Source organism: Paenibacillus sp. JT31N11, from assembly GCF_056269285.1.
This window is the reverse complement of sequence record NZ_JBWDNQ010000028.1, coordinates 28809-41302: the sequence shown is the minus strand read 5'-3', so window position 1 is coordinate 41302 and position 12494 is coordinate 28809. Positions and strand designations below refer to the sequence as shown.

Genomic DNA, 12494 nt, shown 5'->3' with positions numbered 1-12494 from the left:
CGTTCGTTGAAGTAACGGACAGGATAGTTAAATGATTTAACGAATATGAAAAGTACATTTTGTTTTTCTATAGTGAGGTACTAAAATGGATGAGGTAAAAGCAAGAAAGTGGAGACTTGAACAGCTCCTTAATAAACAGAAGAAGAAAGATGTTATTGGATTTGGAATATTGTTTGATGAATGTATCGAGGCACTAGGGGCGGCAACGGCTATCTTATCTGAAGATAAGAGCAAAGAGATGTATCATTATCTTCAAAAATCATATCCAATCACTTCTTGAGCTCGGATAGATTGGGGACAAATTGATGGCAAAATAAAAATTGAAAATATAATCGAGATTGTACCACAGATTAATCAAGTACTCGGAGAGGTTGAAGAGGAAGTATTTGTTCTCTGGAGTACTGGAAGCCAGCCTGCTTTGAAGTCCCAACTTCGAACAGTATTAAGCGCTATTGATGATGTATTGGCAGTTGGTGCGGACACGTTCGTTTTTTCTCCTTCCAGATTTGTTATCGAATTTCATCATGAGGGAGAAGTAATAATCGGTTTCGAGAACCAGACACTATCTTAAGCTAACGGGGTACGATAGCGCAATGCCCTAAGGTCAGCTTAGTGCAACTTCATCTAAATTAACGCGTTTAACCTTGAGAGGGATAGGATAAATTTTACAACTTTTGATGTAGTATGAGAGTCTCGCAAGGGAATATATGGGGGGATTTCATGGGCATAATTATTATCATTGCGTGCGCAGTAATCGTTTTAGCCATACTCAATATCGATGGGAAGTTGAAGAAAAATTTAGAGAATGATGAACGCATCATTGAAAGGCTTGACATTTTAATTAATATTCAAAAAGATAAGGATAAGATGGAGTGAATTTTGATTGAACTCCCTCGGTACGATTTAGTTTTCTCACGAATGCTCGCTTATTCGCAGGATTTCACCCTTGCCAGAAATACAGAAAAATAGTAAGAGAACTCACGTGGTAGACCTGGACAACATGAAGGCGTGAGGAAATAGAGGGGGAGGTTACAACCCCATTGGATGATATCGGAGAACGGTTTTTAATTAGCCATGGGGCAGTGTCTGCTCCAAAAACAACCAAAAACTTTCCTGGCACCACGTGTATCAGCATTAACCGTGAAATTGCTCATGGTATGGGCGACCTAATAAATATTGATGTTTCCGCTAAACGGCTAGGCTATTTTGCAGATTCGGGGCATTCTTTTCAAATGCCTCCATACAATTCTTCTTTAACGCGTCTCTGCAACTATACCCACAATACAATGATGAAGGTTATTTCTTCACTCAAACAGGGAGTAAAACTGAACGAAATCGGCAGGATTATTGAAACCGAAGCTGAAAAAGGAGGATATAAAGTTATAAATAATTTGTGCAGTCACGGTATTGGGAAATCCTTACATGAGGCTCCGACAGACATTCTTCCTGTTTATAACAAGCACGATAAATCGTACCGAGGGAGTTCAATAGGAAAGGACCATTATGGTCCCTTCTTTTTTTCCATTCCCCTCGAATCAGCATCACCGACTAAATGATCTCTGCGGCGTGCTCCGCTAACGGGCAGTTTTGGTAAAAAAATAAAAAAACTTGTGTAAATTTGTGGGGGGACAGGTTTTGAGATAGCTTGACCTTCTATTGACGAAAATCGAATGATCGTTTATTATACAGTCACGAGATACAAAAATGAGAAAAAGCGAGATGCAATTTTTAGAGCAACGATTCAACTTTTGAAGTCGGGTTTGCGGACATTTCTATGCCAAAATAGACAGGTATGCAAACGTCTCGTCGTCCACACCTCTGATTATCGTTAGACTGTGCTTGCGAAGCGAATCCACGCTAGGAGTGCGCCGATTAAATCTAACGTAAGGGAAGGAAATCACAATGTCTGAAACTTCACTTATCACCTCACCATTTGATGCTTCGTCCACTGCCAGCGATGTTGTTGCAGGGCTCGATCTCACCAACCGTAGAGCCATCGTTACTGGCGGAGCGTCTGGAATAGGCATTGAGACGGCTAGAGCACTAGCCGAGGCGGGCGCCCATATAACGCTTGCTGTTCGCGACCTCAATGCTGGCAACCGCGTAGCCGAAGATATTGCTGCAACTACCGGCAACCAGCTCGTTGAGGTGGCTCTGTTAAACCTTATCGATCGGTCGTCGGTGGCCTCGTTCGTGGCGTCGTGGGATGGACCGCTTCACATATTGATTAACAACGCCGGCGTCATGGCAACGCCAGAGACGCGAACGCCTGAAGGCTGGGAACTTCAGTTCGCCACCAATCATCTGGGACATTTCGCGTTGGCTAATGGCCTTCATGAGGCATTGGTGGCAGCCGGTAGTGCCCGCGTCGTGTCGGTTAGCTCCGCAGGCCACCTCCGTTCACCGGTCGTGTTCGACGATATTAACTTCCTACTTCGTCCCTACGACCCATTTCTTGCTTATGGGCAATCCAAGACTGCTAACATACTATTCGCCGTTGAAGCTTCGAAACGCTGGGCCGACGATGGCATCACAGTTAACGCGTTGATGCCCGGTGCCATTCATACTCCAGGGGTTGCCGGATTACAGATCACCGCCGAGCAACGGGCGAGCGGCCAGGACTTCGTATGGAAGACACCCCAACAGGGAGCAGCTACCTCTGTACTGTTGGCAACCTCGCCTCTGCTCGACGGTATCGGTGGCCGATATTTCGAGGACTGTAACGAGGCAAGACCAAATATGCCCGGAACTCGAACCGGCGTCGCATCTTACGCCCTTGATCCCGAAGCGGCCACGCATTTGTGGCAGGTGTCAATTGACGCGCTGTCCTAGCCATTGTTCGACCCATTGCTTGGTTCTCTAAGCTAGATAGGGAATGACCAGCGTAGCTGACACGAAGTGCGCAGATCGAGACGTCAGTCGTTCTTTACTCTCCAGGTTTTACGGTAACCTCGAATAATCCATAACAGGATTCAACGAACTGGGCACGATAGTTCAATGGTGAAAGGCAGTCGCGATAGGCAATCTTTTTCGGTGTTTGCCGGGGATTGCCTTTTTTTTGTTGGGCTTGTATACATATCACGCTCCCGTACGTTTTATTACATGAGATCGAGGAGGCTGCTACAGAAAGCAGCGAAATTCCGGATGTCATCTTGCTGCGAAAGGAACGAAGTGAAGAGATCCAACTGGTGATGGAAGTGCCGGTCCCGATCCAGCATTATGTGTAATACGATTGACCGGATAATGGTAAAATTGAGCTAAGCTTTCTTTAACAACTAATATGAAAGGAGATTACAATGGATGAGCAATGGAGGATAGCTAAACATGATCCAGAATGGAAAAGGCTGTTCAATGATATCGCTGCAAAATTAAGAACTTCATTGGGAAATTTGGCAATTCGTATTGATCATGTCGGCTCCACTTCGATTATTGGTTTGGATGCAAAGCCAATCATTGATATCCAGATATCTGTTTTAAATTGCTATGACGTTTTAAACTATAAGACCAAGATTGAAAAAGTAGGTTTCGTATTAAGAGGAGAAAATCCAGACAAAACGAAGAGGTATTTTCGGGAACTGCAAGGCTCTCGAAGAACTCATATTCATGTAAGGCAAGCGGGTAGTTTTTCAGAACAAATTACTTTGCTCTTTAGAGATTATTTACGCGTACACCCTGCAGATTGTGTAAGGTACGCTCAGGAAAAGCATCGATTAATGGAGCTTTTTAAGAATGAACGCCCAAAATATGTTGAAGGAAAAGGACAGATCGTTTGGGATATTATACAGAAAGCTCATATTTGGTCGCAAGAAGCGGGCTGGAACCCAGGTATATCAGATATGTAAGGTTACCTTATTTATATCCAGAGCTCCAAGGAGGATCAGAATTACTTCCATAATCTGTGCTGTGGAGCTTTTCCAGTGGACCAGTTTATTTGCATAAATATTACAATTATTTCGCGAATGGTAGGAGTAACAAAGTTTATGATTACAGGAGGCTGCTTATGTTGAAATTATTCGAGTATAACTGGCAAGTTCGCAAAGATTGGTTTGACTGGTGCGATACGGTGAGCGAGGAAGAGTTGATGAAAAAACGGACCGGCGGCATAGGATATATCCTTCCCACGCTATATCATATTGTGGCAGTCGAGTATGGCTGGATATGCGGTGGAATACAAGAAAAAGCGGTTGAAATCCCTCCGTTCGAGGAAGTGGCCAGCTTGCAGCAAATAAAAGATTTTTCCGACCGTTGCCACGTGGAACTCGCTCCATTTGTCTATGGTTGGAATGACAGCCTGGAAGACAGCATTATGATTGATATCACGGATGAAGGGGAACGGGAAGCCCATAAATACGGGGAAGTGATGCGGCACGTGATCGCCCACGAGATCCACCATATCGGTCAATTGTCTGTATGGTCGCGAGAAATTGGAAAGAAGCCGGTTACTGCAAACTTGATTGGCAGAAGGTTATTCGATATTTAACGTTGATAAATTCTATTGAACGAACGGTCAGGATTGTTCCAATAGCGGGTATTGTGATATGGCAGCTGGTCAACATGTTCGGCTGCGTTTTGATTCTAAAATAATCACGGTAAAATTGGGAATTCTATATTGAATCGTGTTATTCTCAGTCGCGAGCGATACTATTCGCTTCAAACAAAAAAGCTTTTAAATCCTGAATGATTGGAACTGGACGAAATGTATGATTACCATGCCCTTTATGACCAATACCGCCCGTTGCTTTTCTCTATCGCCTACAGGATGCTCGGATTGTCTCAGGACGCCGAAGATATCGTTCAGGACGTGTTCGTAGCATTACAACAACAGAATAGTTGTGAACTCATTAATATAAAAGCGTATCTTTGTAAACTTGTCACCAATCGCTGCCTGAACGAGCTCAAATCATCGCGCAAGGCAAAGACCACCTATATCGGCCCATGGCTGCCTGAGCCGATCGTATCTGCGGTAGAAGGCAATCCCGAGGAGGCGTTTGAGCTTAAAGATGACATCGCCTACGCCTATCTAGTCGTGATGCAGCGACTGACGCCGATGGAAAGGGCCGTCTTTGTACTGAGGGAAACACTCGGCTTCGCTTTCGAGGAAATTGGAGAATGGATCGGTAAATCTGAGATTAATTGCCGGCAGTTGTTCAGTCGCGGAAAACGCAAGCTGGACACAAAAAATAACGACGCCGTGGTGCCGATTTCGCCATTAAAACCTGAATTCCAGGCACTTAGTGCATCGTTCAGCGCAGCTTTTCGCGCTGGAGATATCGCCGCCATTGTTGAATTACTTAGTGAAGACGCCATCTTGCTGACAGATGGCGGCGGCAAAGTAAGAGCTGCCATTAACCCGATTACTGGCCGGAATCGCGTCCAGGCTTTGCTGACCTATTCCATTTCTAATTATCTCCGGGAAGGGACTGTCAAGAAGGTAGTGGTCAACGGCCATGACAGTTTTATGGTGATGTTTGATGGTAAACCGTTCGCCGTATACTCCCTCGCTTTAAATCCTGACGGTTCGGCCATTTCTCGTGTATATGTCATGATGAATCCGGACAAACTTCAAAGCGCTGCCCGTTTGCTCGAAAGGCAATCCTAAATTTTTTATAGATCATTGTCACAGATATGTTCCTTCAGTTGTCTTCTTTGATGTACAAACTAAAAGCAAGTTTAAGGAGGAAGTTATTGATGACGAATTTAATCGCAGATATAAAGATTCCTGATAGTAAACTAGCCGTTGAAGCGGCTGAATTATTGCGTGAGCATGCCGACGACCTTCTGTGGAACCACTCGAACCGGGTATTTCTGTTTTCGGCTATGAAGGGTAACCTTAATCAAATGAAATACGATTCTGAATTGCTTTATATCAGTTCGCTTTTCCACGATCTCGGCCTTACTCCCGCATTCCGAAGCACGGACAAACGCTTTGAGGTCGACGGGGCTAATGCTGCCCGCGATTTTCTTAAAAGTCGCGGCGTCCCGGAAGATTCCATTCGGCTTGTATGGGACGCTGTTGCCCTGCATACATCCATCGGAATCGTCGAATATAAGGAAACCGAAGCGGCGCTTATGAATTTTGGCGTCGGTTATGATGTGGTCGGGAAGAACTTCGATTTCATCTCAGCAGAAGCGCGGCAGCAAGTCGTCAAGGCTTTTCCTCGCAACCAGTTCAAACACGACATCTTACATGCATTCTTGGAAGGCTTCAAGCACAAACCGGAAACCACCTACGGAACGATTAACGCCGACGTGTGCGAACTGCTTCTTCCGGGATTTGAGCGTCCCAACTTTTGCCATCATGTCCTTCATTCCCCATGGGATGAGTAATTGACTTGAATGAACGGTTGCCTTTGTTCAGTTAACGACTAGAATTGCATAGCTTTTCCGATCATTCTGAACACTCCCTCATTTTTCTTATGTATTGATCTTGCCAGAGCGGATCTTTGCAGATCAGTGGCCTTCTTCACGAAAATGAGATGACAATCGCCACATTATTCGTCGCTAGTGTTCTCATGATTAAGTAGCAGGGCGCATCATGCTAACGGGTACTTTTGTTCAATAAAACAGCAGCAGTCCAGGACTTTATTTCTCGTCCATGGCTGCTGCTGTTTCGTTTTTTGAGTCAGTCTAATACTTATTTTCGGAGTCTCACGGTGTTGTAATTAGAAAAACCGCGCGGATTCAATACGTTCAGTCTCGATAATATATCTATTCCTTACTGCTCATAGGTCAGCGATCCGAGTTGTTGGACTGCTTCCAATATATACAGCTCATGTTCCATAACGTTTTCCATCTCCTTTCAATTGCAATGAGGTGTGTTGTGGTTTAACACCCGTGCAATTCAAACGCCTCCTCAAATATGTACCGGAAAATGTCTTATTACAATAAAGTGAACCTGCAAGTGTCAAGCATATAAAAAATAATTCTTATTCACGAATCCTAAACACAGCGAAAATAATTCATCCTCGACATTATGGGTTATGTCGTGTTATTTTTTTCAAATTACAGTACATTTTGTTATGTATACATCGCAATTAATATTTCTTTAACGCTCGAAAGGAGAAAAGAATATCAGCAAGAGAACAGAATTCCTTTATATGTCGGAACCAGATGTCATCAAAGCTGGTGTTCTGGATGCGAAAATGGCATTCCGTGTTGGTATGGATGGTCACCACAACCCCATTTTGACTCGGATGGAGAGTCCGATTTCATGGTAACCCTGTATTCTACTATCTTATGCAAAGAAGGTTTTATCACAAAAGTATGAATAAAAAGGAGCGGAAGTGATGTTTGAAATAAAATCAGATCGTTTGCGTGTTGAGATTGCGCACCCGAATGAAGCACCAAATATAACTACGCGTTTCGACCGGGCGGGATTTATAACCGAAATCGTGCTTGATGAAGTGCATCGTTTCTGCGCCACGGAGCCTAATAATCTCTCCCATCCGTCTTCCGGTGGACGCGGGCTTTGCAGCGAATATTTATTCGATGTCAGCGCAGAGGCAAAGATAGGTGAGTTTTTTCCCAAATTCGGCGTCGGTCTTTTGAAGAAGTTCGAAAACGCACCGTATAAATTCTGGGAAAGATACGAAGTCGAGCAGTACCGCATTCGTGTTGAGGAAAGTAAGGGCAGCGCCAGATTCATAACGGAACCGCGACTTTGTATTGGCTATGCAATAAGCCAAAAGAAAGATATATCGGTTAAGGATAACATGCTCATCATGCAAATCACGGTTAAGAACGAGGGAGAAAAGCCGATAAGCATCCGCGAATATTGCCATAATTTCCTTTCAATAAACTCAATGGCCCTTGGGCCGGATTACAAAATACGAATGGATTCGATCAAAGATATGGGGAAAGACGTGCTAAACGGGCATATAAAAGGTGATGGACATGGATTTACCTTTGCGCAATATTCACCTTCACCTGCCTCTGCAAAGGTGACGCTGGAAGAGATACAAATAGGCAACCCCAAAATATTTGAATGGTCGATGATAAATGAAGCCTCCGGCGCCCGTGTAGACGTAAAGGACGAGATTGATATCTGCGGCATGACGATGTGGTGCGCAGATCATATAGTAAGCGTAGAAACCTTTCACAAGCTGGAGCTTGCGCCGGGTCAAAGCAATACATGGCAGCGCACCTGGATTTTTGACAACATATGAAAGAACTATTGCCCTTTATCGGTTTTCATTGGTCCACCTCTCTTGTTACTGGGATTCTGAACTGTACCCCGTCAAGTAGACAGTACAAAAAATAAAGAACGCTTAAGCGGCCTTGGTCCTGAATGCCATGGGACTGAGGCCGTTTAATTTTGCTTGTAATCGCTCGTAATTTGCCCTGCTTCTATTTGTCTATCAGCAAAAAGAACCCTGTATGCTCAATGGTTTCCAGCAGCTCTACAACACTCTTTTTGTCAAATTTCCTTAAAAGGTTTGAAATATGGGTCTTCAATGTCGTCATTTCAGTAAAACGGACTTCAGCTATTTCCTTATACTTCATGCCGGATCGCAACAAGTGCAGTATATCCATTTCTGACGGCGTGAGTTTCAGAATTACCTGAATAGTATATGAAAGGTTCTCTTGGGCGTTTTTCAACTGGATATATTCCTTCCTCAAATACTCTGCGGCTTCCGGGTGTATGATAGAGCGGTTTTGCGCAGCTCGTATTATGGTGTCGGGTAAATCGGGTTCAGAGACCCCTTTTATGAGGTAGTCGGACGCGCCGAATAGAAACGCGTTGGAGATGTAATAGTCGGAATTCTGGACTGTATAGATGATAACTTTGGTATTTGGCCGCAGCTTGATTATCTCGCGCATAGCGTAAAGCCCCGCGAGTCTGGACTCTATTTCAATATCCATTACCGCAACGTCAGGAGCGTTATTGGCGGCGAAAGCCACCGCTTCATACCCGTTACCAACAGAACCAACCAAAACAATAGCCGGATTGTTAGCCATAATGCGTGTTAGCTTATTCCGCGTTTGTTCCGAGCCGTCCACAATTAGAACTTTTATAGGGTTAACAGTCGTCTTCATGAGATCACCTTCCTGACGAAGTTGTGTAGGCAGCAGGTTGCGCTAGATAAAGAGAGTAAACGAATCTGGAAGCGTTTACAGGAAAGATGAACGACTTGAAGGCGGGATGGCTCCAAAATAAATTCTATTCTATTAATATAGATCCAAAAAGTCTAATGAAAATTCATACTTGACAAGTAGAAGTTAGCATAAAATTTCAATTAATAATGCTTTAATTAAGCCAAATGCACAAAACATGCTCAATATTATCAATCTATTAACATCAAAGCTAGTGAAAAACTTAATCTGTGAAAAACTTAATAGTTCTTGGAGATAAGGGTATGCTCGCAAGTTTTTTCATCCTTTACAATAAAGTCGTTTGAAAATTAAGATGAAATCATGAAATTCAACCAATCGAAAGGACGATTCTTATGGAACAGGCAATGCAGCAGTATCATGATATGTTGCGGGAGATGTACAGATATTATCGCAGCCAGCCTTCATATATGGAGAGACTGCTTTCTAGAAGAAAGGAAATAGTTGGGGGTTTCGCACATTTTTATAACGAACAGAAACCGGATCGGATTTACCTGATTGGAAGCGGTTCCAGCCTGAATGCCTGCAAAGCGGCAAGTGAATATATGGAAACTATCCTGGGGGTGGAAATAACCTGCGCGCCGCCCAGCAATCCGCCGGTCATCCGGGGTTCGCGCCCGCTTGTTCTGGCGGTATCTCAGGGCGGCAAGTCGTCTAACACCGTGACTTTGCTGGAAGAGCTGCGAGGCGGAGTCCAGACCGTATCGTTTACAGCGGGCGTTGACAATCCCGTTGCGCGCATAGCAGATTTTTCTGTAGACATCTCGGTGGGCGACGAGACTGTAGGCCCAAAAACCAGAGGTGTTACAGGAACGGTGCTTTGCCTATACCTTGCCACGCTCGAAGCTGCGCTGTTATGCGGGAATTTAAGCGAGGCGGGGTATGGCAAAGAAATCGGACTGCTGGAAGAAACGATAGGATATGGCGAGCAAAACTTGGAGGCGTGCGAGGACTTTTACCGCGTTCATCTAGACGATCTGAAAACAGCTCGGCATTTCCTGTTTGTGGGTAAGGGACCGGCGGCGGCCGTGGGCGAGGAAGACGCGCTGAAAGTGTTGGAAACCCTTTGCTTACCCAGCGCCGGATATGAGTTTGAGGAATTCTTGCATGGCCCGCCTATTTGTATAAATGAGGAAACCGCCTTATTCCTCTTCAATTCTGGAGACAAAGACAGCGTCCGGATGAAAAAAATGGCGGACATCACTCGCAAGGCCAGCAAAAACAGTTACATTATTGATCGAACCGGTTCCATGCAGGGCGATCATATACTTCGGTTGAACGCGGGAGACAGTAAATTCATGTCGCCATTCGTGGATATTTATTTTGGACAGCTTATATCGTCGCTACTAACCCAGGAGCTGGGGATAGTCCGCCACCCTGCCATACGTTCAATAACTTCTGATATGGACACTAAGACATCGGATTCGGGGAAGTGATGGTTCTGTATGAAATACGTAATCGGCGTAGATGACGGAATGACAAAATATGTAATTAAAGCAATGGATTTGGAAGGGAGGACGCTGGCGGAAAAATCGAGAGGCGCGATCAACCGCAAAATAGTAGGAGAGAAAAAAGCCGAACGCTTAGTATCCGAAGTGACCGAAGCTCTTTTGAATGATTTCGGCGCTAAAATAGAAGACTGCAAATGCGTTGTCGTCGGCGCGGTGGGTATTGATTCGTCCGGAGACCTTTTAGTCGTAGAGAGTTTTTACGCAGCACTGGGCTTTCCTTGTCCCATCTTCTGTATGAACGACGGAAAGGTAGCGCTATACGGGGCGACGGGAGGCGTCGGCGTCGTGGCAATTTCAAGCGCGGGTTCTATTGTGGTCGGTCGGAATGAAACGGGAAAAATAACGCGCTCAGGAGGATATCCTCTCACCATTATGGGCAACGAAGGCTCCGCTCAGTGGCTCGCCGTTATGGCCCTTAAGCATATGTCAAGGTGGGTGGATGAAAGCGTTCCCACCACAAAATTGGTTATGAATATGATCGAACACTTCCACGGATTTGACTCAAACAAACTGATTAAGTGCGCAAACAGCCTCCGACGCAATTTGATTAAGCCTGAAATGGCCTCTCTGGTATATAGCGCGGCAATCGATGGCGACGAGGCTGCCGTGGATATTTTGCGCAAAGGTGCCAGGGAACTCGTCAATGTGTCGCGGGAAGTGGTTCAGAAGCTGGAATTTGAAAAAGAATCCGCTTTTGTGTGTGGAATGTGGGGTAGCGTATTTCATGATTCAGCGATCTTTGCGGATGAGTACAGGCGGCTCTTTTTGCAGGAATACCCTAATTCCAGCCTGGTATGTCCACAGGTTGATGGCGCGGACAGCGCGGCCCAGATGGCTTTGGATTATTTAGGCGGCGGAATACCGTTTATAACTGAGCTTGAGGAAAAATAACCAATAGGAGGAGGCCAGAGTATTGAGCACCTCATTTACGGAAAGAACGCAAACGCAAAAATTCAGAAACCTTTTGAGATTGATTTGGAAATACAGGATGGTTTACACCTTATTGGCTCCGGGCCTTATCTGGTATATCATTTTTGTTTACGGACCCATGGGTGGACTTACCTTAGCTTTTAAAAGCTATCAGGTGAGCGGCGGAATATGGGGCAGCCCGTGGGTTGGCATGGAGAACTTCAAATATATATTTGTGGATCAGGCGTTTATACATTCGGTAGTTCGTACCTTGGAAATCAACTTGGGAAGAATGGTCTTTCAGTTCCCGATGGCAATTGTGATTGCCCTTCTTTTAAATGAAGTGATTTTCCTAAGGATGAAAAAAAGTTTGCAAACGATACTCACGTTTCCGCATTTTTTATCATGGGTGGTACTATCAAGCGTCCTGATTACTATTTTGTCTTACGACGGGTTTGTTAACGGCATTATTAAGGCGTTTGGCCTTAAATCTTTTAATTTTTTAGGAAATGAATCCATTTTTGTCCCCTTGCTGTACATTACTGAGATCTGGAAGAGTTCAGGCTGGGGGGCAATCATCTACCTGGCGGCCATATCTGGCATTGATGCAGAGCAATACGAGGCCGCGGCCATTGATGGGGTAAACCGGTTTCAAAGAATGTTTCACATTACGGTGCCCGGTATTATGCCCACGATCATTGTTATGTTTATCCTCACCATGGGCGGTCTGATGTCCACAGGATTTGATCAGATTTTCAATCTGAGCAATGACGCGGTACGCGGCGTAGCTGAAACTTTGGATATGTATATTTATAAAATCTCATTCCAAAGCGCGCCGGATTTTTCTTACTCAACGGCGGTAAGCCTTTTCCGTTCCGTAATTAATATGGCATTGTTATTGGCGGCTGACCGCATCGCAAAACTGATGGGTAAAGATGGCTTAATGGGCTAGAGAGGAGGCGA

The 12494-nt window shown here is 44.8% G+C and carries 12 protein-coding genes and 1 pseudogene; 12 read left to right on the top strand and 1 reads right to left on the bottom strand.

Features of this window, described 5'->3' with window-relative positions:
- Positions 1-85 precede the first annotated feature (85 nt).
- The 9 genes and pseudogenes from AC0YNV_RS38570 (at position 86) to AC0YNV_RS38530 (ending at position 8165) form a co-directional block, all read left to right on the top strand.
- Positions 86-571 (top strand): annotated as a pseudogene (locus AC0YNV_RS38570) (CDI toxin immunity protein).
- A 149-nt stretch (positions 572-720) separates the two neighbouring features.
- Complete coding sequence (locus AC0YNV_RS38565; RefSeq protein WP_475772762.1) at positions 721-876, top strand: hypothetical protein; 156 nt, start codon at positions 721-723, stop codon at positions 874-876.
- 164 nt (positions 877-1040) lie between these two features.
- Entirely contained in the window at positions 1041-1556 is a 516-nt protein-coding gene (locus AC0YNV_RS38560; protein WP_475772761.1) for a M24 family metallopeptidase, read from the top strand.
- Between the two features lie 346 nt (positions 1557-1902).
- Complete coding sequence (locus tag AC0YNV_RS38555) at positions 1903-2832, top strand: SDR family NAD(P)-dependent oxidoreductase (RefSeq protein ID WP_475772760.1); 930 nt, start codon at positions 1903-1905, stop codon at positions 2830-2832.
- A gap of 464 nt (positions 2833-3296) precedes the next feature.
- Positions 3297-3842 (top strand): GrpB family protein, encoded by a 546-nt coding sequence (locus AC0YNV_RS38550; protein ID WP_475772759.1) that lies wholly within the window; start codon positions 3297-3299, stop codon positions 3840-3842.
- A 158-nt stretch (positions 3843-4000) separates the two neighbouring features.
- Positions 4001-4480 carry a DinB family protein gene (locus tag AC0YNV_RS38545; RefSeq protein WP_475772758.1) on the top strand — a complete coding sequence of 160 codons (480 nt, stop codon included), beginning with the start codon at positions 4001-4003 and terminating at the stop codon, positions 4478-4480.
- 216 nt (positions 4481-4696) lie between these two features.
- Positions 4697-5599, top strand: a complete 903-nt coding sequence (gene sigJ / locus AC0YNV_RS38540) for an RNA polymerase sigma factor SigJ (RefSeq protein WP_475772757.1) — start codon at positions 4697-4699, stop codon at positions 5597-5599.
- Positions 5600-5688: 89 nt separating this feature from the next.
- The gene (locus AC0YNV_RS38535; RefSeq protein ID WP_475772756.1) at positions 5689-6327 is read left to right on the top strand and encodes an HD domain-containing protein; all 639 of its coding nucleotides are present in this window, start codon (positions 5689-5691) and stop codon (positions 6325-6327) included.
- Positions 6328-7286: 959 nt separating this feature from the next.
- Positions 7287-8165, top strand: a complete 879-nt coding sequence (locus AC0YNV_RS38530) for a hypothetical protein (RefSeq protein WP_475772755.1) — start codon at positions 7287-7289, stop codon at positions 8163-8165.
- A gap of 181 nt (positions 8166-8346) precedes the next feature.
- Here the strand turns inward: AC0YNV_RS38530 and AC0YNV_RS38525 are convergent, their stop codons facing one another.
- Positions 8347-9036 carry a response regulator gene (locus AC0YNV_RS38525; RefSeq protein ID WP_210046980.1) on the bottom strand — a complete coding sequence of 230 codons (690 nt, stop codon included), beginning with the start codon at positions 9034-9036 and terminating at the stop codon, positions 8347-8349.
- Between the two features lie 410 nt (positions 9037-9446).
- Here AC0YNV_RS38525 and AC0YNV_RS38520 point away from each other — a divergent pair, with 410 nt between their 5' ends.
- From AC0YNV_RS38520 to AC0YNV_RS38510, 3 genes are read left to right on the top strand one after another with little or no spacing between them, the layout of a single operon-like run.
- Positions 9447-10547, top strand: coding sequence for an SIS domain-containing protein (locus AC0YNV_RS38520; protein ID WP_475772754.1), 1101 nt, complete (start codon positions 9447-9449; stop codon positions 10545-10547).
- Positions 10548-10556: 9 nt separating this feature from the next.
- Positions 10557-11513 (top strand): BadF/BadG/BcrA/BcrD ATPase family protein, encoded by a 957-nt coding sequence (locus tag AC0YNV_RS38515; RefSeq protein ID WP_475772753.1) that lies wholly within the window; start codon positions 10557-10559, stop codon positions 11511-11513.
- A gap of 22 nt (positions 11514-11535) precedes the next feature.
- Positions 11536-12483: an ABC transporter permease gene (locus AC0YNV_RS38510; RefSeq protein ID WP_475772752.1), complete on the top strand. Its 948-nt coding sequence runs from the start codon at positions 11536-11538 to the stop codon at positions 12481-12483.
- The last annotated feature ends 11 nt before the right edge of the window (positions 12484-12494 follow it).